Here is a 23,823-nt window from a genome sequence, read left to right on the forward strand (position 1 = left end):
TCACCGATTCAGAAGCAGAAGAAGCGGAAGAACCGACGTGTACCCGGAGACCCCGGCACGGTGACGGAACCGCAACTCATTCAGCGGCTCAGGGACGGAGACCAGGACGCGGCGCGCGCGTTGTACGACGCGCACGTCGACCGGGTGTTCCGGATCTGCTACCGGTTCGCGGGCGAGGACCACCTCGCCCAGGACTTCACGCAGGAGACGTTCGTGCGGGCGTTCACGAAGATCGACACGTTTCGCGGCGAAGCCGCGTTCGGGACGTGGCTGGGATCGATCGCCACGACGGTGTCGCTGAACGGGCTCCGCAAGGTGAAGCGCTTTCGCAGCCGCGAGACCGCGCTGCATGAGGACCTCCGCTCCACCCGCGGCCTGAGCGGCCTCGAGCCCGACGTGAAGGAGCGGCTGCACCGCGCCATCGACGAACTTCCCGCCGGCTATCGAACCGTTTTCCTGCTGCACGACCTCGAGGGCTACACGCACGAGGAGATCGGGGCGATGCTCGGGATCAAGGCCGGGACGTCCAAGTCGCAGCTCTTCCGGGCCCGCAGCCGCTTGCGGGAGAAGCTCGCGGACTTCGCCGGAGAATGGGCATGCTGAAGGATCGCATGGACGACGCGAGCCGCTTCGCCCGGTTCGTCCGCCGCGAGGCGGCCGACTACCACGACCCGCCGGAGCCCCCGGTCGAGGCGATGTGGACCGGGATCGAGGCGCGGCTCGGGGCGCCGCCGGTGCCCGACGCCGACTCGCCCGAGACGGTGGACATGACGGGCGCGGTGGCCGGCGTTGGCGGTGCCGTCGACCGCGGCGTCGATCACCCCTTCGATGTGCTGGGCTACCACGACCCGCCGCTCCCGCCGCGCGAGACGATGTGGGAACGGATCGAGGCGGAGTGGGTCGCGCGGCAGCCGGAGGACCCCGGCGCGCGCAAGGCGACTCGCGGCCCGCTGCGGCTGATCGTGGCCCGGACGCTCGGGCGGCGGCCCGGCCGGACCACGGTGTGGCTGACGGGCGCCGCCGCCGCTTCGGTCGCGCTGGCCGTGGCGCTCGACCGCGGCTCGCAGGTCCCGGTGTCCATCGAGCCGGAAACGGTCGCCGCGGCGACGACGGCACCGGTTACGGCGACGCCGCTGGCGGCCGCCGCGACCGACTCGGGACCCCTCGCGCCGACGGCCGCCGAGGAGGCGCTGGCGCTTTCCGTCGTCGAGGAGCCGCTGGAGACGAACCGGCAGTTCGCCGCGGCCGATCCGCCGCCGGCCGCCGATCCGGCCCCGACGCCGGGCCGGCCCGGAGCGGACCCGCCGGTCCGCGCCGCCGCCGAATACGACATGTCCCGGATCTCCCGTCACCTCGACCGGACCCAGGCCCTGCTCGTCGCGTTCCGCACGGATATCGGAACCGACGAATCGCAGCGCGACCTCGCCAGGTGGGCGCGTGAGTTCCTCGTCGAGACGCGTTCGCTGCTCAACACGCCCGCCGCGGAAGGCCAGCGGGAGCGCGCACTGCTGCAGGATCTCGAACTCGTTCTCGTCCAGATCGCGCGCCTCGGCCCGGACGCCCCGGACTTCGAGCGCGAACTGGCCCGCGAGAGCATGGAACGGCAGGGCACGCTGATGCGGCTTCGGTCCGCGAGCGGCACGTAAACGGAACCGTACGGAGGCATATGATGAAAGATCGCGTGAGACACCTGACGTGGACCGGGCTGCTGCTGGCCGGTCTCACGGTCGTAGACGCCGCGCCCCCGCGCGATGCGCTGCCGGTGTTCGGGGCGAGGACCCTTGCCGCGCAGACCGTGCAGCAGGAGGAGGTGGCGCGATTCCTCGAGGCGCGTCGCGCCATCAACGCGGAGGAGTTCCAACGCGCGGTGGCGCTCTTCCAGGCGGTGCGAACCGAGTCCGCGCTCGTGACGCCCCCGTTCGAGCCCGATTCCTACTACTGGGAGGCGTTCGCTCGTTATCGCCTCGGCGACCTGGCCGAGGCGCGGTTACTGCTCGAAATACTGATGGTCGGGTTCTCCGAGGCGCGGCCGGCGGAGCCTCGCCTGCACCGGGAGGCGGGGCGGCTGTACCACGACGCGCGGGCCCTGGACTTCGAGATCCGGAGCCAGCTCGCGTCTCAGGGGGACGCCGGCGATGCGGAGCGGCTGCTGCGCGAGGCGGAGGAGACCCTCGACGTCTCCGCCGCGACGCCCGGCTTCCGCGTGATGCCCATGGAGGTGGGGGGGCGCACCCTCGAACTTCCCGTGCGAGTGGCCGACCTGAGGACTCTGCCGGATTCGGTGGCCGCCGACTCGCTGGCCGACGCGCAGGGCGAGCCGGACGCGCAGGGCGAGCCGGACGCACAGGGCGAGCCGGAGGTACAGGACGCGGAGGACTATCTCCAGCGATTGGCTGAGTCCTCGGAAAGGATCACCGATTTCGAGCGGCAAGTTGCGGACTACGCGCAACGGGCCTTGACCGTCGATGTGCTGCAGGTCGATTGGCAACGGGCGGAATACCAGGAGGCCCTGCGCGCCGCGTCGCAGGAGCGGGGGACGTGCGACGACGTGTCGGTGCAGTTGGCGGCGCTCGAAGCGGTCATGCGCTACGAGAACGAGATCAACCGAATGCAGGTGCTTCGCGACGTCCTGGACCGCGACGACGAGTGTTCGCCGCGGCTGCACGAGGAGGCGGTCCAATTCGTCGCGAGACAGGGAACCGAGGAAGCCGAGGACGTTCTCCTCGGCATCTTCGAGACCCATGCGGAGAGATCCGTCCGCAGGCACGCGCTGCAGGAAATGTGGCGTTTCAACTCCTGGGATGCGTACCAGGTGCTCAAGCAGACGCTCGAGGACTCGGACGACTACGCCATGCAGAGCGATGCGATCGAAGCCCTCCGCAGGAGTGCGTTCGAGGGGACGACGGCCGGTGCCGCCTGGATGCAGTATGGCCTCCGCAACGGGGCCGTGAATGCACTCGTCGACGCGGTCCTCGATGATTCCAAGTCGGAGAGTATCCGGAACGCGGCGATCAGAGCGGTGGGCCGTCGGGATGACGTGCAAGCCGCCGCCTTCATTCCGCTCTACGAACGACTCGATTCGGATGACCTCAAGGAGTCCCTGTTCCGCGCCGTGCAACGAAAGGTGCGCGAGGAAGAGGACATGGAGACCGCCGCCTGGGCGCGCTCCGTCGCCTTCGATGCGGAAGAGTCCGGAGACGTGCGCGAGGAAGCCTTCACCGCGTGGGCGGGTCACCCGACGGTGACGGTGGCGTACCTCGCCGACCTCTACGGAGAGATTTCGGAGCCCTTCCTGAAGATGCAGACCATCTACGCCATCTTCGAGCGGGCCGATGCCGACTCCGAAGCCCCTCGGGTCCTGATGGAACTGATCCGCAACGAACCGGACCACGAGGTGCGGGAACGCGGCATCTACTGGCTCGGCCGCACGGGATCCGAAGAGGCGGTGGACTTCCTCCTTGAATTGCTGACCCCCCCGGCCGCCGATACACTGCCTCCTCCGGCCACCGATACGGTGCCGAAGCGGCCCGGATGAGACGCATCACAGGAGTCGACGTCTCGATTCCGGGTGGTTGAGACCGAGGCTCCTGGATGGGTGCGAATGCCATGAGACTCCGCCGCGTGGTGCCTGTCGCGGTCATGCTCCTGACCGCGACAACGGCGCCGAGCCTCGGCCAGGTGATCGAGGGGCCCGACGGTCCGGTCGAGTTCGTCGGGTTGAAGGAGTGGACCGCGCGCGAACTCTTCGACGCGATCCAGGAGCTGGCTCCCGGTCAGCCGTTCCACGCCTGCGCGGCGGTCATGCAGCGCGACCTCGGATTCGCCGAGGCGGCGGCCATGTCGTACAGAACGATGGGGTCTGACGACTCCTATACGGTCGTGGTCGGCGTGGAAGACGCCACACGGGTCCGCCCTCGCACGATCGGCAGCGACACCCTCGTCCTGCCGGAGGCCCTGGAGAGCCTGAAGGCGTTCGCGGAGGAGAACCCCGGGCTGCTGAGCAGGGCCGCCCAGGTGCTCTACGCACGGGGCGATGCCGATCGCACCGCCGAGGTGGCCGAATGGATGATGGGAATCGACGCCCGAGCCCTCGCGCAGGTCTGGAGTCTGCTCGACCGCGCGGACCGGCGGCGCGACTACCGCCTCGCCCTCGAGCTTCTGGCCAGGGATGCCTCGTGGCAGACGCGCGAGGTCGCCACGCTCGTGCTCAGCAACTTCACGGGTCGCGACGAGTCGTGGCACGCGCTGGTCCTTGCCGCGACGGACCCGGTGGACCGGGTCGCCGGAATGGCCGGCCTTGTGCTCCGCGGGCTGACCGGCCCCGACGACTCGCTGCGCCCGGTGGACTGGACTCCGGCGGAAGAGCCTCTGTTGGCGATCTTCGGCGGGACGAGCCCGTTCCAGTTCGGCACGACGCTCCGGGTCCTCGTCGCGACGGGAGTCGCACCCGAGTTCGGCCGGCGGCTCGCCCGGGGACGACCCGATCTCCTGCTCGCGTACGCGGGAGCCGAGCACCGCGGAACGCGCGCGCCCGCGATCACCTTCCTAAAGGCCATCAGCGGCGAGGACTTCGGCACGGACGTCGAGGCCTGGGCCGCGTGGATCCACGGCCAGCCGGACTGACGCGCAACCAAAGCCGAAGCTGACCGTGTCCCCGGTTCGGCAAGACTGAACCGATCCGGGGGAAAGAGTCATGCGTCAGTGGTTCCGTGCAGGTGTGTACCTTCCACTCCTGACCTTCGCCGCTACGTGCGGTGTCCTCGCCGCCTGCGGGGGGGATCCCGGGCTCACCGACGACCTCGGGTCCAGGTCCGGGACAGCGCCGGCGTGCGGATCGTCGAGTATGCCGGACAGCCGGAGGGCGAGGCGCCCTTCGCCCTGGCGGCGGAACCGCGATACCGGCACGGTGCGAACCCCGGCGACTACGAATTCCAGTTCGTCGACACCGGCCGGCTCCTGCCGGATGGAAGCGCGGTCGTTGCCTGGTACAGCGAAGTGATCGTCGTGAGTCCGGACGGCACGACGCACGAGGTGCTCGCCACCGCCGGAGAGGGACCGGGCGAAGTCATCTCCCCCCACGCGGTGTTCGTCCTGGGCCAGGACAGCGTCTTCGTGCCCGATGATCGTCTGTCCCGCCTGACACTCTTTGTCGGCGACTCGGTCGCGCGCATCTCGAGCCTCCCTCGGGCAGGGCACTTCGGCGTGGCCGGGATCGGTTCATCCGGCGAGCTGCTGCTCTGGAACCGACACCCCGCCAGCCTCTGGATCGATATAGAGGACGAGTGGCTCGCCGGGCACATGACCCTGTTCGATATCGAAACGGGCACCCTCGACACCGTTGCGTCGTACGACCACTTCCCGAGGCAGCGGTCGGGAGAGGAATCCCCGATCATCCGGCCCATGGGCGAGGTCACGGTCGCCGCGGGGCGGTTCGTCTACACCCGATCCGACCGGCCCGAGATCACCTGGCGTCTGCCCGACGGCACGATCACCCGGATCGTGCGCTGGCGGCCCGAGCCGAACCTGCTGGCCGAGGAACTCCTGGAGCACAGCGAGGCCTACATGCGGGTGCTCTACCGCAGGCACCGCGTAGGGTCCGAGGCCCGGCGCGAGGAGATTATCCGGGAAGACATGGCCCAATATCGCGCCATGATTGGCCAGCCGGTGCCGTTCTTCGGCACCCCCTTCGCCGACGCCGCCGGCAACGTATGGCTGCCTTCCTACCGTCCGGCCTACCCGGAGGAGGGCTCGCCCTACACCGTCATCTCCCCCGACGGGGAGTGGCTGGGACAGGTCGAGACCCCGCCCCGGTTCCGAATCCTCGACGTGACCGGAAACCTCCTCCTCGGCGTCCAGCGCGACAACCTGGACATCATAAGCGTCGCCGTGTACGAGCTGATCCCGAGCCCTCGGCGGTAAGGCAACGCTGTCCAGCGTCACGCAAGGATTGGGTCGGCCTCCGCGCAACCAAGGCGTCGCTGATCGTGTCTCCGGTTCGGTGCGACTGAACCGACCCCGCCTTCCTTCCGTGGACACGTCATGACAATCCGAATCGCGCGAACGATGTGGACGCTGCGGGCCACGCCCGCGCTCATCCTCGGCTCCCTCTCCGTGGCGTGCGGCGGCGGGGACGACGGTGGCGGCCTGCAGAGCATGGTGCGGGACAGCGCCGGGGTCACGATCGTCGAGAATCGGCGTCCCCTTCCGGAGTCACGCCTCGGGTGGCTGGTAGGACTGGCCCCGACCGCGACGATCGGGACGGCCGAGGGGGACCCCGCCTACGAACTCTTCCGGGTCGGCGGCGCGATGCGGCTCTCGGACGGGCGGATCGTGGTCGCCAACGCGGGAACCGGGGAGCTTCGCGTCTTCGATGCCGACGGTGTCCACCTCGAATCGTGGGGCGGTCAGGGCGACGGTCCCGGCGAATTCGGAGCCATGGCTCCAAGTGGACTGGAACCGTGGCCGGGCGACTCGCTGATGGCCAGAGATCCGTTCAGCGGCCGGATCTCCATCTTCTCCGGGGATGGAACATTCGGTCGCGCTCTCAGGCCGGAGGGCGGCTACCAGTCGGTCGTCGGACCGCTGCCCGACGGGAGCGTCTTCGCCGCCACTCTCACGACGTTCGAGCGCGGTGAGCCGGGCACCTCGGAGATCATCCGGCGGGATGTGGACTACGGCATCCTCTCGACGGACGGGAGCGTGCAGCGGGACCTGGGCGCGTACCCCGGATCGGAACTGTACATGGTCAACACGGTCGACGGGTCGCCTTTTCCCCGCCCCTATCCCTTCCGCCGAAGCTCGTTCGAGTTCACGTGGGGGGATCTGGTCGTCATCACCTCGAACGACCGTTACGAGATCCACGCGTACCGGCCCGACGGGTCGCTGGCGAGGATCGTCCGCCGCGACCACGAGGTCCGCGCGCCCACCAGGGGAGACCTGCGCGACGCCGTGGCCCGGCAGAACCCCGACCGGCCCGAGGCGCTGGATGACGTCGGCGACATGCCTCTCGTCGAGGCATTCCCCGCCTTTGGCCGGGCGCTCATCGACCGGCTGGGCTACCTGTGGATCGAGGAATACCGGCTTCCCGGGGAGGAGCACCGGCTGTGGACCGTGTTCGATCCGGAGGGACGCGCCCTCGGTCTGGTGGAGATGCCCGGGAGCTTCCGCGTCAGGGAGATCGGCGAGGACTACATCCTCGGCACGCGGGCTGACGAACTCGGCATCGAGTACGTCGAGTCCTGGTCCCTCGACCGCTCCGGTTCATGAGGCCCGCAATCCCGACCGCGATCGCCGTCCCCGTCGCGGTCGCGCTGCTCGCGGGCGTCGCGGCGTGCGCGGAGGAACCCCCCGCTCCGCCTCCCGAGGTCCCGGTCTTCGAGGGGGTGATCGACCTCGAGATCGGCGAGGTCGAGGGGGAAGATCCCTACCTGTTCACGAGAATCGGCTCCGTCGTGGCGGACGACGGCGGTCGGGTGGTCGTCGCGGACTACCAGACGCACGAGGTGCGGGTGTTCGAGCCGGACGGGGGCTTCGCCTTCCGCTTCGGCGGCCAGGGGGACGGTCCCGGCGAACTGACGAACCCCTGCTGCATGACGTTCGGGCCCGACGGCCTGCTGTGGGTGCGGGAGAGCGCCCGCTACAGCGCGTTCAGGCTCGGTAACGAGGGCGCCGAGTACGTGCGCAGCCTCAGGAGCGTCAACGCCTCCTTCAACCTGGTCGCGCCGGTGACGTTCGACGCGGACCGCCGGCTCGTCGATCTCGGGCTGGCGGCGGGCGACACCCGGTTCACGCGTTTCCACCTGGGGCCGGGCATGGCCGTGGACACGGTCCCGATGGCGACGGCCGAGGAGCAGGCCACCGGCTTCAGCCCCGTCGACATCCGGGTGGGGGATCAGGCCGCCACCTTCTACCTCTACCAGCCCTTCGGTCCGCTATGGATTCACGGGCACGGACCGGGTGGCTGGTGGGCCACGGCCGTGAACTCCGCGTACGCGGTCACGCTCCACCATCCCGACGGGAGCACGTCGTTGATCCAGGCACCGCTGCACGGACCGGAGCTGAGTCCGGATGAGCGCCGCCGCGCGCAGGCCCGGATCGACCAGGAGAAGGAGCGGTTCGCCCTGCGCGAGCACCCGTTCGGTGTGCCGGACCGCAAGCCGGTCCTGGCCGAACTCTTCTTCGATCGCGCCGGCCGGCTGTGGGTGGAAAAGACGGGCGTCGACGGGCAGGAGATGCGGGAGGCCGATGTCTACCGCGACGGTACGCTGGAGGCCCGATACCGCTGGCCGCGCCGCGTCGAACACCTCGCCTATCCCGCCTGGACCACCGAGACGGAACTCTACGGCACGACGCGCGACTCCCTCGACGTCTGGCGAGCCGCCCGCGTCCGCTTCACCCGAATCCCGTAACCTGCGCTGCGGCTCGCTCGCGTTGCGGGCGGGGGCTAGTTTCGGCGCGCGGATAGCCCGGCCCCATCTCCGCGGGGCCCGACCGGTTTCCGGTGACACCTTCCACGCGAACCTCGTGAACGGAGCGGCGTAATACCGGCGTGATGAACGGCATCGAGCGCGAGAAGATCGGTCCGCTGACGCTGCGTCTGTGGGGGCTTGTGACGGCCCTCGCCGTGTGGTCGCTCTACCTGCTGACGATCGCGCCGACGACCGGCTTCTGGGACACGTCGGAGTACGTGACGACGGCGCACATCCTCGGGCTCCCGCACCCGCCGGGGAATCCGGGCTTCGTCCTCGTCGGGCGCGTGTGGACGCTGCTGCTCGAGTTCACGGGACTCCCCGTCGCGCTGCGCATCAACATCCTCAGCGCCACGCTCTCCGCCGGGGCGAGCTTCTTCTCGTTCCTCGCGGTCGCGCGCATGGTCGCGCACTTCCGCGAGAACCGGCACGAGATCCTCGTGGCTTCGATGGTCGCGGTGTGGATCGGGGCCACGGCCTTCACCGTCTGGACCCAGTCGAATCTGAACGAGAAGGTCTACACGCTCTCGCTCTTCATCGTCTCGCTCGTGAGCTACCTGACGATGCTGTGGGTGGACGAGGCGGATTCGGCGCGCGGTAACCGGCTGCTCGTGCTGATCGCGCTCCTGCTCGGCCTGGGCTGGTCGAACCACACCATGTCGCTGCTGCCGGGTCCGGCGCTGGCGCTCTTCGTCCTGCTGCACCGCTGGCGCGCCGCCCTTAACCCGCGCGTCCTCGGGCTGGCCGTGGCCCTGTTCGCGGTCGGCTACTCGGTGCAGCTCCTCTTCGTCCCCATCCGGTCGGCGCAGAACCCGATCATCGACGAGGCGGACCCGGAGTGTCCGACGCTCATCTCGGCCGTCACGCCGAGCGTGATCGACGACCGTTTCGGGAACAGCAAGCTCTCGGTCGCGTGCGAGCCGCTGGCCCTCTCGCTGATCCGCGACCAGTACGGCCCGGGGCCGATCACGCAGCGCCAGGCTCCGTTGCACCGGCAGTACGCGAACTACTGGCAGTACTTCGACTGGCAGTGGGCGCGTTCGCTGCCGCCGGGCGGCCGGGTCGCCGCGAGCATGCTCTTCCTCTTTCTCGCCCTCCTCGGCCTCTGGACCCACTTCCGGAGCGACCGGAAGACCTTCGTCTACGCGGGGACCCTCTTCTTCACGGTCACGCTGTTGCTCGTCTACTACCTCAACTTCAAGCACGGCTACTCGCTGTACCTGGAGGAGGTGCCGAACATCCTCCAGCACGAGGTCCGCGAGCGCGACTACTTCTACATCATCGGCTTCCAGTTATGGGGGATCTACGCCGGACTGGGGCTCGTCGCGCTGTGGGGCAACTGGACCGTCCCGCCCGGGCGGAGGAGCGTCGTGCCCCCGGACCGGACGCGTCTGCCGGAGGACCGCCCGACCGGATTCGGCGCGCGGCACCGGAGGGCGGCGCCGATCCTGGCCGTCGCGCTCGTGCCCTTCTTCTTCAACTTCGCGCGCGCGGACCGGTCGGAGGACACCGCGGCCCGCGACTGGGCGTACAACATCCTGCAGTCGGTCGAGCCGTACGCCGTGCTGTTCACGAACGGGGACAACGACACCTTCCCGCTCTGGTACCTGCAGGAGGTGGAGGGGATTCGGCGCGACGTGACCGTCATCGTCCACTCCTACCTCGGCACGGACTGGTATCCGAAGCAGTTGCGGTCGCTGACGACGCCCTGCGAGCCGGGGGTGTCCGCGGCGGATTCCCCGACGACCGTCGTGTGCCAGCGTCCCTTCGACGCGGCGAACGCGGCGAGCCCGTACGTGGACGGGGCGGCGCCCTCTCCGACGCGCTCGATCATCGCCCTGAACGATGCGCAGATCGACGGGCTCGCGCCGGGGATCGCGGTCGCCCGCGACACGGCGTTCCGGGTCTCCAGCGCGGTGACGGCGACCGTGCGCGGCGGAGACTCGATTCTGTACCCCGACATCCTCGTGTTCCACATCATGCAGCAGTCGCTGGGGGACCGGCCGGTCTATTTCGCGGCGACCGCTCCGCCGGTGTACGGGAAGTGGGGGCTGCAACCGCACCTCGTCCGGCACGGGCTCGCCTTCAAGCTCGTGGACGCACCGCTGGAGGAGACGGCAGACCTCGTGAACCTGCGCGAGTACATGCCGAACACGGTGTCGCCGACGTGGAACGACCGCGCCCGCACCGAGGAACTGCTGTGGGACGTGTTCGAGGTCGAAGATGTGCTGGGATGGGAGGAGTGGCCCGAGCCGTCCACGCAGTCGAGCATCCCGGCCCAGTATTACCTTGCCTACTACCTGCAGGGCATGACGGAGGAGCACCTGGGCGACGTGGAAGCCGCTGAGCAGGCGTACGAGCGCGCGGACCGTTTCGGGCGGCTCGCCGGCCTCGGCGTGCCGTAGCCGTGAGCGGGATAGAACAGGAGAAGGTCGGCCCGCTGACGCTGCGGGTCTGGGCGTTGCTGACGGCGCTCGCCGTCTGGGTGCTCTATCTCCTGACCCTGGCGCCGACGGTCGGGTTCTGGGACGCGTCGGAGTACGTGACGACGGCGCACATTCTCGGACTCCCGCACCCGCCGGGGAATCCGCTCTTCGTGACCGTCGGCCGCGTGTGGGACCTCCTGACGGGGTTCACCGGCCTCCCCGTCGCGCTGCGGATCAACGCGCTCGGCGCCACGCTCTCCGCCGGGGCGAGCTTCTTCTGGTTCCTGGCCGTCGTCCGCATCGTCGGGCGCTTCCGCGAGAACCGGCACGAGGTGCTCGTCGCCGCGGTGGCGGCCGTGTGGATCGGGGCCACGGCCTTCACCGTGTGGACCCAGTCGAACCTCAACGAGAAGGTCTATCCCCTCTCGATGTTCGTCGTGGCCCTCGTGAGCTACCTGGCGATGGTCTGGATGGAGCAGGCGGACACGGCGCGCGGGAACCGCCTCCTGGTGCTCATGGCGCTGGTCCTCGGCCTGGGCTGGGCGAACCACACCATGTCGATGCTGCCGGGGCTGGCGCTGGCCGCGTTCGTGCTGCTGCACCGGTGGCGGGCCGCGCTGAACCCGCGCGTCCTGGGGCCCGCCGTCGCGCTGCTCGCCGTGGGCTACTCGCTGCAGTTCCTCTTCGTCCCCATCCGCTCGGCGCAGAACCCGATCATCGACGAGGCGGATCCGGAGTGTCCCTCGCTCGTCTCGGCCGTCACGCCGCGGCGGATCAACGACCAGTACGGGCAGAGCAAGCTCGCCGTGGCGTGCGAGCCGCTCGCCCTCTCGCTGATCCGCGACCAGTACGCCCCGACGCCGATCACCGAGCGCCAGGCCCCGCTGACCGCCCAGATGGCGAACTACTGGCAGTACTTCGACTGGCAGTGGGCGCGGTCGCTGCCACCCGGCGGCCGGCTCGCCGCGAGCGTCCTCTTCCTCTTCCTGGCCCTGGTCGGCCTCTGGACCCACGTGCGAAAGGATCGGAAGACGTTCGTCTACGCGGGCACGCTCCTCTTCACCGTCACGCTGCTGCTCGTCTATTACCTCAACTTCCGGTACGGCTACTCGATGTACTGGGAGGAGGCGCCACTCCTCGCCGCCCACGAGGTCCGCGAGCGGGACTACTTCTTCATCATCGGCTTCCAGTTGTGGGGGATCTACGCCGGGCTGGGACTCGCCGCCCTGTGGGGACGGTGGACCGCGGCGCGCGATCCGGCCCCGCTGCCGGCGGGGTTCGGCCCCCGGCACCGGAGGGCGGCCGCGCTCCTCGCGCTCGGTCTCATCCCCTTCTTCTTCAACTTCGGCCAGGCCGACCGGACGGGAGACCACGCCGCCCGCAATCTCGCGTACAACATGCTCCAGTCCGTCGAGCCGTACGCCGTCCTGTTCACGTACGGCGACAACGACACCTTCCCGCTCTGGTATCTGCAGGAGGTGGAGGGACTCCGGCGCGACGTGACGGTCATCGTCCAGTCGTACCTGGGGACGAACTGGTACCACAAGCAGCTGCGGCGGCTGACGAAGCCGTGCGAGCCGGGGGAGTCGGCGGAGGACTCCCCGACGACGGTCGTGTGCCAGCGGTCGTTCGATCCGTCGACGGCGGCGGATCTGTACGCGGACATGACCGTGACGCCGCCGACGCGTTCGGCCATCCCGCCGTCCGATACCGGGATCGATGCCCTGTCGCGGGGACAGCTCATCCCGGAGGACTCGACCTATCGGCTCTCGGACTGGATCGCGGGGCCGCTGCGGGAAGGCGACGTCTTTTCGCCGGCCGAACTCCGCGTGCTCCAGATCGCCCGGCAGTCGCTGGGGGACCGGCCGGTCTACTTCGCGGCGACGGCCTCGCCGGTGTACGGCAAGTGGGGACTGCAGCCTCACCTCGTCCGGCAGGGGCTCGCCTTCAAGCTCGTGGACGGACCGCTCGAGGAGTCCGGGACGCTCGTCGACCTGAGCGAATACTTTCCCGATTCGCCGCTGCCGACGTGGAACGACCGCGTCCGCACCGGAGAACTGCTGGAAGACGTATTTCTCGTCGACGACGTCCTGGCGTGGAACAGGTGGCCGGATCCGTCCACGAGGTCGAACATCCCCGGCGCCTACTACATGGCGCACGCCTTCCAGGGAGTTTCCGAGGAGTTGTACGGGAATACGGAAGCCGCGGAGTGGGCCTACCGCCGGGCGAACCACTTCGCGCGGCTTACCGGCGCCGACTGACCGCCGCTACATGGGGCGGATGGTGCCCAGCAGCGTGACGATCAGGATCAGGACGCCGTTGATCGAGGCCACGATCGCGTTCGTCTTCCGGAACTTCACGAACGACGCGCTTGCCTCCCCCGCGTTGGCGGAAGCCTCCGCGGCGCGCGCGAGCCTTCCCGAGTTGGGGATCTGGACCGCGACCGCGAGGACGAAGGCGATGAGCCCCAGCACCTGCATCTGAAACTGCCAGTGCGGCGTGAGCCGGAAGACGCCGTAGCCGCCCAGCCCGGCGAGGCCGAAGCCGGCGACCGTGGTCAGCAGCATGCCGAGGAGCCCGGGGCCCCGGAGCAGCCGGTGGCCGGCGCGATAGAGGAACGCGATCACGTTCCGGTCGCCCGTCTTGTTGGCCCGGACGCCGAGGATCGCGAGCGAGAAGGTGACGCCGAACCAGAGCGCCAGCCCGATCAGATGCAGAAAGAGCATCACTCCACGCATGTCCATGCGCGCAAAGTCCGGGCGGCGTGCGCACGGGTCAAGAGACCGCGATTGACGCGGGGCGGGGCCCGGCGGCAACGTCCGGCATGAGCATGATCGCGCAAACGAAACGGACTCCGCTCCCGGCGGCGCTCGAGAACGAACTCGAAGAGGTGTTCGGCGACCGGTTCACGACGGCCGAGGCGATGCGCCGGCAGCACGGCGAGGGCGAATCGTTCCACGCCAACGAGCCGCCGGACGCGGTGGTGTTTCCCGAGTCCACGGCCGAGGTGTCCGCCGTCGTGCGCGCCTGCCACCGGCACGACGTCCCGATGATCGGGTTCGGGGCCGGGACCTCGCTCGAAGGGCATGTCGCCGCGCGGCGCGGGGGAGTGACGATCGCGACGAGCGGCCTCTCGCGCCTCATTGAGCTCAACCCCGAGGACATGGACTGCCGCGTCGAGGCGGGGATGACGCGCAAGGCGCTGGAGCCGCACCTCAAGGGGACGGGCCTCTTCTTCCCCATCGACCCGGGCGCCGAGGCGAGCCTGGGCGGGATGGCTGCCACCGGGGCTTCCGGGACGACCACGGTCCGCTACGGCACGATGCGCGAAAACGTGCTCGGGCTCACCGTCGTGCTCCCGGACGGGACCGTGATCCGGACGGGTGGGCGCGCGAGAAAGTCCTCCGCCGGCTACGACCTCACGCGGCTTTTCCTCGGCTCCGAAGGCACGATCGGCATCATCACGGAGGTCCTCCTCCGGCTGCACGGGATCCCGGAGGCGATCGCCTCGGCGGTGTGCTCCTTCCCCACGCTGGCCGACGCGGTGGACGCGGTGATCTACACGATCCAGAGCGGGGTGCCGGTCGCGCGGGTCGAACTCCTCGACGACGTGCAGATGGACGCGGTGAACCGGTACTCCGACTTCGACTACCCCGTGCGTCCCACGCTCTTCTTCGAGTTTCACGGGACGGCCGCCGGCGTCGAGGAGCAGTCGACCGAAGTGGGTCTCATCGCGAAGGAACTCGGCGGGACGGACTTCGAGTGGGCCACGCGGGCCGAGGAACGGTCGCGGCTGTGGGCCGCCCGGCACGAGGCCTACTACGCGTCGCTCGCCCTCCGTCCGGGCTCCCGGGGGTGGGCGACGGACGTCTGCGTCCCGATCTCGTCGCTCGCCGACTGTCTCCTGAAGACCCGGGAAGAGATCGACGCGGAAGGTCTGCTGGCGCCGATCGTCGCGCACGCGGGAGACGGCAACTTCCACGTCCTCTTCATCATCGATCCGGACGATGAGGAGGAGATGGCGCGCGCGAAGCGGGTGAACGCGCGCATGATCGAGCAGGCGATCTCGGTCGGGGGCACCTGTACCGGCGAACACGGGGTCGGCTACGGCAAGGTCCCCTACATGCGGGCCCAGCACGGGGATGCCGTCGACGCCATGCGCTCGATCAAGGAGGCGCTCGACCCGAAGGGCCTCATGAACCCCGGAAAGGTGGTCGCATGACGATCAAAATCCGCGCATTCCCGCTGCTCCTCGCGCTCGCGGCCTGCGCTTCCCCCGATGGCGGAGACGGCGGAGACGCGGCCGCCGGAGGGGAGGGTGTCGCGGACCTCGTCATCCTCGGCGGCCGGGTCATGGATCCGGAGACGCGACTGGACGCCGTGCGCGACGTCGCGGTCGCCGACGGTCGTATCACCGCCATCTCCGAAGGGGGCGTCGCCGGACGGGACACGATCGATGCCACCGGCCTCGTGGTCGCGCCCGGCTTCGTCGACCTGCACGCGCACGGACAGGACACGGTGAGCGCGAAGCTCCAGGCGCTGGACGGCGTGACGACGGCCCTCGAGATGGAGATCGGCGTGTACCCGGTGGCCGAATGGGTCGCCTCCCGCGAGGGGACGGCGCCCATCCACTTCGGGGCGACGGTGAGCCACCCGGGCGCGCGCACGAAGCTGCTCGCTGGTTTTGATGTCGGCCACTCGGTGATGACGCCGCCGGGCGAACCCAGCCCCTTCGAGTTCGAGGCGGTCTACGGGGCCGTCGACGACGACCAGATGCTCGAACTGAACGGGCTCATCGCGTCGGGCCTGGAGGAGGGCGGGCTCGGGATCGGGTTCGGCATCACGTACACGCCGGGCGCCTCGCGGACGGAGATCTACCGCGTCTTCCAGCTCGCGGCCGCGCAGGGGGCGCCGGCCTACGTCCACATCCGGGGCGAGAACTCGGGTGGCACGCTGGGGGCCTTCCAGGAGGTGATCGCGAACGCGCTCTCGACCGGCGCCTCGCTCCACATCGTCCACATGAACTCGAGCGCCGACGAGATGGCGCGCATGACGCTGGAGATGATCCGCGGGGCGCGCGAGCGCGGGATCGACATCACGACGGAGTCCTATCCCTATACGGCGGGCTCGACGCGGATCGAATCGGCGCTGTTCGACCCGTGGGAGGGCCGCCCCGACGACGAATACGGCCGTCTGCAGTGGTCGGGGACGCCGGAACGGCTGAACGCCGCGAGCTTTCGGCGCTACCGGGAGCAGGGCGGCTGGGTCGTGATCCACGGGAGGAGCGAGGAGACGAACGAGTGGATCGTCGCGCAGCCCGACGTGATCGTGGCGAGCGACGGGATCCCGTACCTGTACCAGGCGATCCACCCGCGCGGCGCCGGGACGTATTCGCGCGTGCTCGGATACTACGTGCGCGAGCGCGGGGCGCTGAGCCTGATGGACGCGCTCGCGAAGATGACGATCCTGCCGGCGCAGCGCGTCGAGGGGTTCGCCCCCGTCATGGCTCGGAAGGGAAGGGTTCAGGCCGGCGCGGACGCGGACATCGTCGTGTTCGATCCCGATACGATCATCGACCGCGCGACGTACGCGGACCCGGCCGCGCCCTCGGAGGGCGTCCACTATCTGTTGGTCGAGGGCACCGCTGTCGTCCGGGATGGAGAGATCGTGCCCGGCGTCTACCCCGGGCAGGCGATCACGAGCGGCACGCGGTAGCGTCCGGCTCTCGGGCCGGGTCGATTATTCGCCGGACGGGTATAGGCGGTGACGCTCTCCTCGCGCTCGCGGCCCTTACGCTCCTCGTGTGGACGAGCATCGCGGGGACCGTCATCTACAGCGAACTCAAGGTTGGCCGGCTCGATGAAGTGAAACCTGCCGGTGCCGACGAGCCCCCGCTTCCCCGCCTCTCCGTGATCGTGGCGGCCCGGAACGAAGAACCGTCGGTGGAGGAGGCGCTCCGCTCACTGCTCGCCCTCCGCTACCCGGACTTCGAGGTTCTCTTCGTGAACGACCGCTCCGAGGATCGCACGGGCGAAATCGCCGCACGATTGGCGGTCGAGGACGACCGGCTCTCGGTGATCGACGTGGAGGAGCTTCCCCCCGGCTGGTTCGGGAAGAATCACGCCGCCCAGCGGGGTGCGGACGCGGCGGCGGGAGAGCTTCTGCTCTTCACCGATGGCGACATCCGCTTTGCGCCAGAGGCCGTCTCTCTCGGTGTGCGACACCTCATGCGCGAGCGCCTCGATCATCTGAGCGCGGGCCCTGGAATCGTGGTCGGCGGCCGCATGCTTCGGGCCTCCATGATGGCCCTCCGCCTCTGCATCTCCGCCACGATGCGTCTCTGGAAAGTCCGCGACCCCCGGAGTTCGGCTTTCATGGGCGTCGGTGCCTACACGCTCATGCGCGCCGACGCCTACCATGCCGTCGGTGGCCACCGAAGCGTCGCTCTGCGGCCCGACGAGGATCTGAGAATGGGGCAACTCGTGAAGACCTCGGGGCTGCGGTCGGACTTCCTCAACGGCGAAGCGATGATCTCGTGCCCCTGGTACGATTCCCTCGGAGGCTTCATTCGTGGGACCGAAAAGAACCTCTTTGCCGCGCGAAACTACCGTCTCTCGGAGGCGCTGGTCGCCAGCGCCGGGCTGTTGTGGCTTGCCATCGCCCCCATCGTCCTGACACCGCCGCTGTGGGCCACCGGCGAGATCGCGCCTGCCGCCATCTTCGCTACGTGCCTCCTCATCGGCTGGTTGCCGGCGATCACCGTACTCAGGGACAAGGCCCACCCCTGGTGGACCGGCCTCCTCCTTCCGCCCGCGATCGTGATCGTGGCGTACACGCTGTTGCGGTCCACGGTTGTCGCCGTGGTGCGAGGCGTCGCGTGGGGAGGTCCTCCGATCCCCCTCTCCGAGCTGCGCGGGGAGCCCGATCCCACCGCGAGCAATCCCCGGGAAGGCGATCACGTTCCTTGATCGACCTCATTTCCGTCGCGGGCGCGGGCTCAGAGGTTGGCGAGCGACCTCAGTTCGTCCACGAGTTGGGACCGGACCTTCGCGTCGCGGCACAGCACGAGGATCGTGTCGTCTCCCGCCACCGTCGCAAGGACGCCATCAAGATCCGCCTCATCGAGGGCGATCGCGACGGCGTTGGCGCAGCCGCTCAGCGTGCGAATCGCGAACAGCGCGTCACCCGGGCCGACATCCAGCGCCAGTTCGCTCAGCGTCGCGGCCAGCATGCGTTGGGGGCAGGGCGGCGTCGTGTCCCGCCCTCGACGCTGATACCTGGGCCCGCCGGAGCCGGGCCGCTTCACGATCCCGAGGCGCTGGAAGTCCCGCGACAGCGTTGTCTGAGTGGTCGAGATCCCCTCTCGCGCGAGCGCCGCCACGAGTTCGATCTGACTCCGGATCGGCTGGGTGTCGATGATATGCATAATCGCCCGCTCGCGGGTCCTGCGGCGCTCGGGCGTCATGAGAGCACCCCCTCCAGCAGCCGTTCCTCGAGGTGGGCGCGCCGGATCGGCGGATCGCGGCGCGCGTCGAGCCAGGCTTCGAGGGCGGCCACTTCGCGGTCCACCTCCTGCAACTGCTCCAGCACGCGCCCCGGCGCTGGCCCGCCGGGCGAATCGTGCGCGGCGACGGCGGCGGTCGGCCGCAGCACGCCGTGCACGTCGTCACCCGCGGACGGACAGCACGTCCTCAGCGCCTCGAGGTCCAGATCCCACAGTTCCACGCCGCGTTCTTCAGCCATCCGTACTGCTTCTCCCACTTGATGGTGTGCCGTCCGGAACGGGACGCCGCGGCGGACGAGATGGTCGGCGAGTTCGGTGGCGGTCAGCATCCCGCCCCCGAGCGCGGCCTCCATGACGTCCGTCCGGTAGTTGACGCCCCGCGCGACCGCGATCGCCGCCGCGAGCGACCAGTCCGCCGTATCGAGCGTGTCGAAGAGGCGTTCCTTGTCTTCCTGAAAGTCGCTGTTGAAGGTGAGCGGAAGACCCTTCATCAGCGCGAGCAGCGCGGTCACGTTCCCGATTGTCCGGGCCGACTTCCCGCGCAGGATCTCGGCCGCCTCGGGGTTCTTTTTCTGTGGCATGATGCTGCTGCCCTGCGCCACCGAGTCGTCGAGTTCGATGAACCCGAACTCCCGCGTCGACCAGAGCACGATCTCATCCGCCCAGCGCGAGAGGTGGATCGCGACCATGGCGCACGCGTAGGCCGCGTCGAGCACATAGTCGCGGTCGCCGACGGTGTGCATGCTGTTCGCGAAGGTGCGGTCGAGCCCGAGCAGGGCGGCGCTGCGGGCCGGATCGATCGGGAACGACGTGCCGGCGAGCGCCCCCGCGCCGAGCGGCGACACGCCCGCCAGCCGGTGAGCGGCCCGGAGCCGCCCCGCGTCGGCGCCGAGCGAGGCCACGTGGGCGAGAAGGTGGTGCGCGAGGCTCACCGGCTGCCCGCGCTGGAGGTGCGTATAGCCGGGCAGAAAGGTCTCGCGATGCGAGGCCGCCTGGCCGGTCAGCACGCGCTGCAACCCGGCGATGCCGGAGAGGATGTCCTCGAGGCGCTCGCGCACATACAGCCTCAGCGCGACCGCCGTCTGATCGTTCCGGCTTCTCGCCGTGTGGAGCCGCTGGCCGGCGTCCCCCACGCGTTCGACGAGCGTGCGTTCGATCCACGTGTGCACGTCCTCATCCGGGCCTTCGACCTCGAGTTCCCCGGTCTCCACCTCCCGCAGGATCTCCGACAGGCCGGACAGGATCAGGTCGCTGTCGCTCCCGGAGAGGATCTCCGTCTCGCGCAGCATGCGGGCGTGCGCAAGGCTCGCGAGGAGGTCGTGCCGGACCAGCCTGCGGTCGAACGGCAGCGAGTTCGTGAACTCCTGGATCGCCGGATGTACGGGAGCCGCGAAGCGCCCTCCCCAGAGAACGTCATCCGGCATCGGACGGTTCAGCCTGAGCCGGACGCCACCGCCCGCCGGGGCCGCTGGATCGGCGTCGACGAAGTCCGCGCCGCCTCGACGGAGGCGGTCGCGGCCCAGTCCCGCCCGCCGTCCGCCGCCGCGGCCCGCACCCGCGCGGCGAGACTCGAGGGGAGGCCCCACAGGCGGACGAACCCGCCGGCATCGGCCTGATCGTAGACCGCGTCCTCCTCGAACGTGGCGAGATCCTCCCGGTACAGCGAGAACCGGGACGTCCGCGCCACGGGCATCGCGGAACCCTTGAACAGCCGCACGGTCACGTCTCCGGTCGACATGGCGTGCGCCTCGTCGAGGAACGCGTCGAACGCGGCCCGCAGCGGCGAGAACCAGAGACCCTGGTAGACGAGTTCCCCATACCGGTCGGCGATGCCGCGCTTGAAGCCCGCCGTGTCCCGGTCGAGCGTGAGCGCCTCCAGGTCCGCGAGCGCGGCGAGGAGCACGGTCCCGGCCGGCGTCTCATAGACCCCGCGGCTCTTCATGCCGACGAGCCGGTTCTCCACGAGGTCGACCCGCCCCACGCCGTGGGCTCCGGCCGTCTCGTTCAGGCTCCGAACGAGCGCCACCGGATCGAGGGTTTCACCGTTGAGCGCGACGGGAACCCCGCGCTCGAACGAGATCACGACGTCCTCCGGCGTGTCCGGCGCCTTGGCCGGGTCGACCGTCAGTTCGCGCAACTCGTCGGGCGTCGCCGCGGTCGGGTTCTCGAGGATGCCGCCCTCGAACGACGTGTGCCACAGATTCCGGTCGATGCTGTAGAGCTTCCGAGGGCTCCCCGGCACCGGGATGCCGCGCTCCGCGGCGTACGCGAAGGCGTCCTCGCGCGACGTGATCTCCCACTCGCGCCAGGGGGCGATGACGGTCAAGTCCGGAGCGAGCGCCTGGTAGGCGAGTTCGAAGCGGACCTGGTCGTTGCCCTTTCCGGTGCAGCCGTGCGCGACGGCGTCGCAGTCGAACTCCCGCGCGACCTCGACCTGGGCGGCCGCGATCACGGGCCGGGCCAGAGACGTCCCGAGCAGGTATCGGCCCTCGTACACGGCCCCCGCCTTGAGCGCCGGGAACGCGCACTCGGTGAGGAACCTCTCGCGGAGATCGATGACGCGGCAGGCGGCGGCCCCCGTCGCCAGCGCCTTCTCGCGGATCTCGTCGAAGTCTTCCCGCTGTCCGACGTCCACGACGGCGGCGACGACTTCGCAGCCGTAGTTCTCCTTCAACCAGGTGACCATCACGGACGTGTCGAGGCCGCCGGAATACGCCAGGGCGACCCGTTTCACGTTCTTCGTCGTGCGTGTATTCATGCGGCGATCCTGAAATGGCAGTTGGGCGGATTCATTCAAGGGGCGGAAATATATACAGCCGAATGAATAAATATGCAACTAGATGAGCACCGCCAGGTCAGACCCGAACCGCGAGCCCGTCGTGGAGGGCCGTGCGGTAGGCCTTGAACGCGGGCACGAAGCCCATCAGGAATCCGGCCGTCACCACGGCGCCGAGGAGGAGAAGCTCAATGGGGCCGGGCGGCCGGATCGGGATGAAGAGCCCCACCTGCGCCTCGACGATGGACTGCCCGGCCGCGAGCAGCCCGTACACGACCGCGAGTCCCGCGAGCGCCCCCGCCGCGGCCAGGCATACTGACTCGAGCACGAGCAGGGCGAGGATCCGGTTCGGTCCGGCTCCGACGGCGCGCAGGATCGCCATCTCCCGCCGGCGCTCGTTGAGCGACGTGTAGAGTGAGACCAGCATCCCCAGCAGCCCCACCAGGACGACGAAGATGGCCACCAGCCGGAGGCCGGTCTCGGCATAGCCCAGGCCCTGCCACATCTCGTTCAGCGCGACTCCGGGGAGCACGGCCATCATCGGCTCGTCCTCGAAGTCGTTGATATCGCGCTGCAACTGGAGTACGTCCCGACGGTCGGTCGTGCCCACGAAGAACGAGGTCACCTGCGTGACTTCGACGTCCTCGATCGAGACGTCCTCCGCGTGAGCATGGCCGTCGTCCGCGGGGGCCGCTTCGGCCTCTTGGTCGTGGGCGTGGCCATCGTCCGCGGGGGCCGCTTCCGCCTCGTCGTCGTGGGCGAGTTCGTCGTCCGGCGCTGGCGGCACACCGTCCTCCCAGTGGATGGCCTCCATGCCCTCGAGGGTCACGTAGATGGCGCGGTCGACGGGCGTGAACGTCTTGTCGATGATGCCCACCACCGTGAAGGGCATGTGGTCGTGGGTCACGAAGCCCAGTTCGCCGAGGCCGTGCGTCACCGAGATCTCGTCGCCCATCGCGTAGTTCAGCTCGGCCGCCACGTCCGCGCCCAGCGTCACGTCGAACAGGTCCGTGTTCCCCCGCCCCTCCGCCAGCGTGATTTCCTGACCTCCGCGGTAGCGGTAGTGCCGATAGAAGTCCTCGTTCGTGCCGACAACCCGGAATCCCCGGTGGCTGTCCCCGAGGCTGTAGGGGATCGTCCACTCGACCGCGGGGTGCTCCGCCCACTCCCTGTAGGCCTCCCACGAGACGTTCTCCGTCGGCGCTCCCATGCCGAAGACCGAATACAGAAGCAACTGGATCGTGCCGCCCTTGGTGCCCACGATCAGGTCGGTCTGGCTGATCGTGTTGGAGAAGCTCTCGCGCATGCCCACGCGCACGTTCTCCACGCCGATCAGGAGAGCGAAGCTGAGGGCGATGGAACTCACCGTGAGCGAGGTGCTGAAGGCGCGATTGCGGAGCGACTTGAGGGCGAGGTCGAACACCAGCATCAGGGCACCGCCTTGTTGACGTCGGGGAGGGAGATGGTGCGGGAGAACATGCCCTCCAGCGTGCGGTCGTGGCTCACGAACATCAGCGTGGAGCCGGCGCGCTCGCACTCCTGGAAGAGCAGTTCGAGGAAGGCCTCCCGGCGGTCGAAGTCCAGGGAGGAGGTCGGTTCATCGGCGACGATGATCTCGGGCGACCCGATGAGCGCCCGGCAGGCGGCGACCCGCTGCTGCTGGCCCACCGAGAGTTCCGTCACCGGCTTCTTCAGCAGATCGCCGATGTGGAGGTGATCGGCCAGCAGCGCGGCGGTCTCCTTTACGCCCGCGCCGTCCAGGCGGGCTCGGCGTCCCGCGCTCATGCGCGCCGGGAGCGCGATGTTGTCGAGTACCGAAAGGTAGGGGATGAGGTTGAACATCTGGAAGACATAGCCGATGTGCTCCGCCCGGAAGGCGTCCCGCTGTGCGCCCGAGAGCGACGCGAGATCCTTGCCGAGAACCCTGACCTCGCCTTCGTTCGCTTCCAGGACCCCCGCCAGCACGCCGAGCAGCGTGGTCTTGCCGCTCCCGCTGGGACCGAACAGGAACGCGCGCGCCCCCCGCTCGAGTGTCAGTTCGCGGATGTCCAGCACCCAGGGGCCGCCGCCGTAGCGGAAGCGCAGGCCCCGGAGGTCGATTGCGAGACTCACGCGCTCAGGGCGGGCACGTGGCCGCAGCGCGGATCAGGAGCCGTACGGATAGACCCGCTGGCCGGCGAGGGTGAAGCCGACGTAGCCGTACACGCTCTCCGTCAACTCGATCTCGAGCACCCCTTCGACCCAAACCGGGTTCCACCCGTCCAGCTTCGCCCGCTTGCCCTCATCCATCTCGATGTAGACGAGCTGGTTGGGCGGGGGAGGCGGCGTGTGGATGCAGGCGCCGACATAGGGCACGAGCAGGAACTCCGTCGCCGAGGACGCCCAGTCTTCGAGCGGCACCGTGAATCCGGGGATCTTGACGAGTTTGCCCGCGAGCGCCGCCAACTCCTCGCTCGGCTCGCCGGTGCGGTAGTTGAGGCTGGCCAGAAGGCGCCAGCCTACCTCGGTGGGATCGTCGTCCGATGCGACAGGCGGTGCGTCGACCGGGGGCTCCGTGACCGCCGCCGGAGGGCCGCCCGCGCCGGCAAGGGTCACCACGAGCAGCATGGCGGCGGCTGTCGAGAGAAGTCTGCGGCTCGCGTCGATCAT

19 protein-coding genes are annotated in these 23,823 nt (G+C 69.3%); 12 read left to right on the forward strand and 7 right to left on the reverse strand.

All coding sequences use genetic code 11. The features are described 5' to 3' along the window. Nucleotides 1-60: 60 nt before the first annotated feature. From RN901_RS02155 to RN901_RS02195, 9 genes are all read left to right on the forward strand, one after another. A complete protein-coding gene (locus RN901_RS02155; RefSeq protein ID WP_310755383.1) occupies nt 61-603 on the forward strand; it encodes a sigma-70 family RNA polymerase sigma factor in 543 nt (180 codons plus the stop codon). Then, nucleotides 597-1,646: a hypothetical protein gene (locus tag RN901_RS02160; RefSeq protein ID WP_310755386.1), complete on the forward strand. Its 1,050-nt coding sequence runs from the start codon at nt 597-599 to the stop codon at nt 1,644-1,646. The genes RN901_RS02155 and RN901_RS02160 overlap by 7 nt, the downstream gene beginning before the upstream one ends. 20 nt (nt 1,647-1,666) lie before the next feature. Next, a complete protein-coding gene (locus RN901_RS02165) occupies nt 1,667-3,535 on the forward strand; it encodes a HEAT repeat domain-containing protein (RefSeq protein ID WP_310755389.1) in 1,869 nt (622 codons plus the stop codon). Between the two features lie 71 nt (nt 3,536-3,606). Then, nucleotides 3,607-4,623: a hypothetical protein gene (locus RN901_RS02170; protein ID WP_310755393.1), complete on the forward strand. Its 1,017-nt coding sequence runs from the start codon at nt 3,607-3,609 to the stop codon at nt 4,621-4,623. 204 nt (nt 4,624-4,827) lie between these two features. Beyond that, nucleotides 4,828-5,919, forward strand: coding sequence for a hypothetical protein (locus tag RN901_RS02175; RefSeq protein WP_310755396.1), 1,092 nt, complete (start codon nt 4,828-4,830; stop codon nt 5,917-5,919). A 120-nt stretch (nt 5,920-6,039) separates the two neighbouring features. Then, on the forward strand, nt 6,040-7,266 hold the full coding sequence (locus RN901_RS02180) for a hypothetical protein (RefSeq protein ID WP_310755399.1): 1,227 nt from the start codon (nt 6,040-6,042) through the stop codon (nt 7,264-7,266). Further along, nucleotides 7,263-8,408, forward strand: coding sequence for a 6-bladed beta-propeller (locus RN901_RS02185; RefSeq protein WP_310755402.1), 1,146 nt, complete (start codon nt 7,263-7,265; stop codon nt 8,406-8,408). Before RN901_RS02180 ends, RN901_RS02185 begins: the two co-directional genes overlap by 4 nt. A 143-nt stretch (nt 8,409-8,551) precedes the next feature. Further along, entirely contained in the window at nt 8,552-10,873 is a 2,322-nt protein-coding gene (locus tag RN901_RS02190; RefSeq protein ID WP_310755763.1) for a DUF2723 domain-containing protein, read from the forward strand. 2 nt (nt 10,874-10,875) lie between these two features. After that, complete coding sequence (locus tag RN901_RS02195) at nt 10,876-13,155, forward strand: DUF2723 domain-containing protein (RefSeq protein WP_310755405.1); 2,280 nt, start codon at nt 10,876-10,878, stop codon at nt 13,153-13,155. Nucleotides 13,156-13,161: 6 nt separating this feature from the next. On the opposite strand, the gene RN901_RS02200 is transcribed toward RN901_RS02195, so the two are convergent. Next, nucleotides 13,162-13,620, reverse strand: a complete 459-nt coding sequence (locus RN901_RS02200) for a DUF2269 family protein (protein ID WP_310755408.1) — start codon at nt 13,618-13,620, stop codon at nt 13,162-13,164. 98 nt (nt 13,621-13,718) lie between these two features. Between RN901_RS02200 and RN901_RS02205 the strand changes: the two genes are divergently transcribed. From RN901_RS02205 to RN901_RS02215, 3 genes are all read left to right on the forward strand, one after another. Continuing rightward, nucleotides 13,719-15,116: an FAD-linked oxidase C-terminal domain-containing protein gene (locus RN901_RS02205; protein WP_310755411.1), complete on the forward strand. Its 1,398-nt coding sequence runs from the start codon at nt 13,719-13,721 to the stop codon at nt 15,114-15,116. Beyond that, nucleotides 15,113-16,609, forward strand: a complete 1,497-nt coding sequence (locus RN901_RS02210; RefSeq protein ID WP_310755414.1) for an amidohydrolase family protein — start codon at nt 15,113-15,115, stop codon at nt 16,607-16,609. The genes RN901_RS02205 and RN901_RS02210 overlap by 4 nt, the downstream gene beginning before the upstream one ends. A gap of 86 nt (nt 16,610-16,695) precedes the next feature. Then, nucleotides 16,696-17,862, forward strand: a complete 1,167-nt coding sequence (locus RN901_RS02215) for a glycosyltransferase family 2 protein (RefSeq protein WP_310755417.1) — start codon at nt 16,696-16,698, stop codon at nt 17,860-17,862. Nucleotides 17,863-17,891: 29 nt separating this feature from the next. On the opposite strand, the gene RN901_RS02220 is transcribed toward RN901_RS02215, so the two are convergent. The 6 genes from RN901_RS02220 to RN901_RS02245 all read right to left on the reverse strand — a co-directional run bounded on the left by RN901_RS02220 (nt 17,892) and on the right by RN901_RS02245 (nt 23,823). Next, nucleotides 17,892-18,359: a hypothetical protein gene (locus RN901_RS02220; protein WP_310755420.1), complete on the reverse strand. Its 468-nt coding sequence runs from the start codon at nt 18,357-18,359 to the stop codon at nt 17,892-17,894. After that, complete coding sequence (gene argH, locus RN901_RS02225) at nt 18,356-19,822, reverse strand: argininosuccinate lyase (RefSeq protein WP_310755423.1); 1,467 nt, start codon at nt 19,820-19,822, stop codon at nt 18,356-18,358. Before argH ends, RN901_RS02220 begins: the two co-directional genes overlap by 4 nt. 8 nt (nt 19,823-19,830) lie before the next feature. Next, nucleotides 19,831-21,156 carry an argininosuccinate synthase gene (locus tag RN901_RS02230; RefSeq protein ID WP_310755426.1) on the reverse strand — a complete coding sequence of 442 codons (1,326 nt, stop codon included), beginning with the start codon at nt 21,154-21,156 and terminating at the stop codon, nt 19,831-19,833. A gap of 97 nt (nt 21,157-21,253) precedes the next feature. Continuing rightward, entirely contained in the window at nt 21,254-22,603 is a 1,350-nt protein-coding gene (locus RN901_RS02235; RefSeq protein WP_310755429.1) for an ABC transporter permease, read from the reverse strand. Continuing rightward, complete coding sequence (locus RN901_RS02240) at nt 22,603-23,286, reverse strand: ABC transporter ATP-binding protein (RefSeq protein WP_310755432.1); 684 nt, start codon at nt 23,284-23,286, stop codon at nt 22,603-22,605. Before RN901_RS02240 ends, RN901_RS02235 begins: the two co-directional genes overlap by 1 nt. Before the next feature lie 33 nt (nt 23,287-23,319). Next, nucleotides 23,320-23,823 carry a DUF3299 domain-containing protein gene (locus tag RN901_RS02245; protein WP_310755435.1) on the reverse strand — a complete coding sequence of 168 codons (504 nt, stop codon included), beginning with the start codon at nt 23,821-23,823 and terminating at the stop codon, nt 23,320-23,322.

This window comes from Candidatus Palauibacter soopunensis, assembly GCF_947581735.1.
GTDB lineage: Bacteria > Gemmatimonadota > Gemmatimonadetes > Palauibacterales > Palauibacteraceae > Palauibacter > Palauibacter soopunensis.

Coding starts and splice junctions, on each gene's coding strand:
- RN901_RS02160 (WP_310755386.1), top strand. CDS start 597: ATGCTGAAGGATCGCATGGACGACGCGAGCCGCTTCGCCCGGTTCGTC.
- RN901_RS02165 (WP_310755389.1), top strand. CDS start 1,667: ATGATGAAAGATCGCGTGAGACACCTGACGTGGACCGGGCTGCTGCTG.
- RN901_RS02170 (WP_310755393.1), top strand. CDS start 3,607: ATGAGACTCCGCCGCGTGGTGCCTGTCGCGGTCATGCTCCTGACCGCG.
- RN901_RS02180 (WP_310755399.1), top strand. CDS start 6,040: ATGACAATCCGAATCGCGCGAACGATGTGGACGCTGCGGGCCACGCCC.
- RN901_RS02185 (WP_310755402.1), top strand. CDS start 7,263: ATGAGGCCCGCAATCCCGACCGCGATCGCCGTCCCCGTCGCGGTCGCG.
- RN901_RS02190 (WP_310755763.1), top strand. CDS start 8,552: ATGAACGGCATCGAGCGCGAGAAGATCGGTCCGCTGACGCTGCGTCTG.
- RN901_RS02200 (WP_310755408.1), bottom strand. CDS start 13,620: ATGCTCTTTCTGCATCTGATCGGGCTGGCGCTCTGGTTCGGCGTCACC.
- RN901_RS02205 (WP_310755411.1), top strand. CDS start 13,719: ATGAGCATGATCGCGCAAACGAAACGGACTCCGCTCCCGGCGGCGCTC.
- RN901_RS02210 (WP_310755414.1), top strand. CDS start 15,113: ATGACGATCAAAATCCGCGCATTCCCGCTGCTCCTCGCGCTCGCGGCC.
- RN901_RS02220 (WP_310755420.1), bottom strand. CDS start 18,359: ATGACGCCCGAGCGCCGCAGGACCCGCGAGCGGGCGATTATGCATATC.
- argH (WP_310755423.1), bottom strand. CDS start 19,822: ATGCCGGATGACGTTCTCTGGGGAGGGCGCTTCGCGGCTCCCGTACAT.
- RN901_RS02230 (WP_310755426.1), bottom strand. CDS start 21,156: ATGAATACACGCACGACGAAGAACGTGAAACGGGTCGCCCTGGCGTAT.
- RN901_RS02235 (WP_310755429.1), bottom strand. CDS start 22,603: ATGCTGGTGTTCGACCTCGCCCTCAAGTCGCTCCGCAATCGCGCCTTC.
- RN901_RS02245 (WP_310755435.1), bottom strand. CDS start 23,823: ATGATCGACGCGAGCCGCAGACTTCTCTCGACAGCCGCCGCCATGCTG.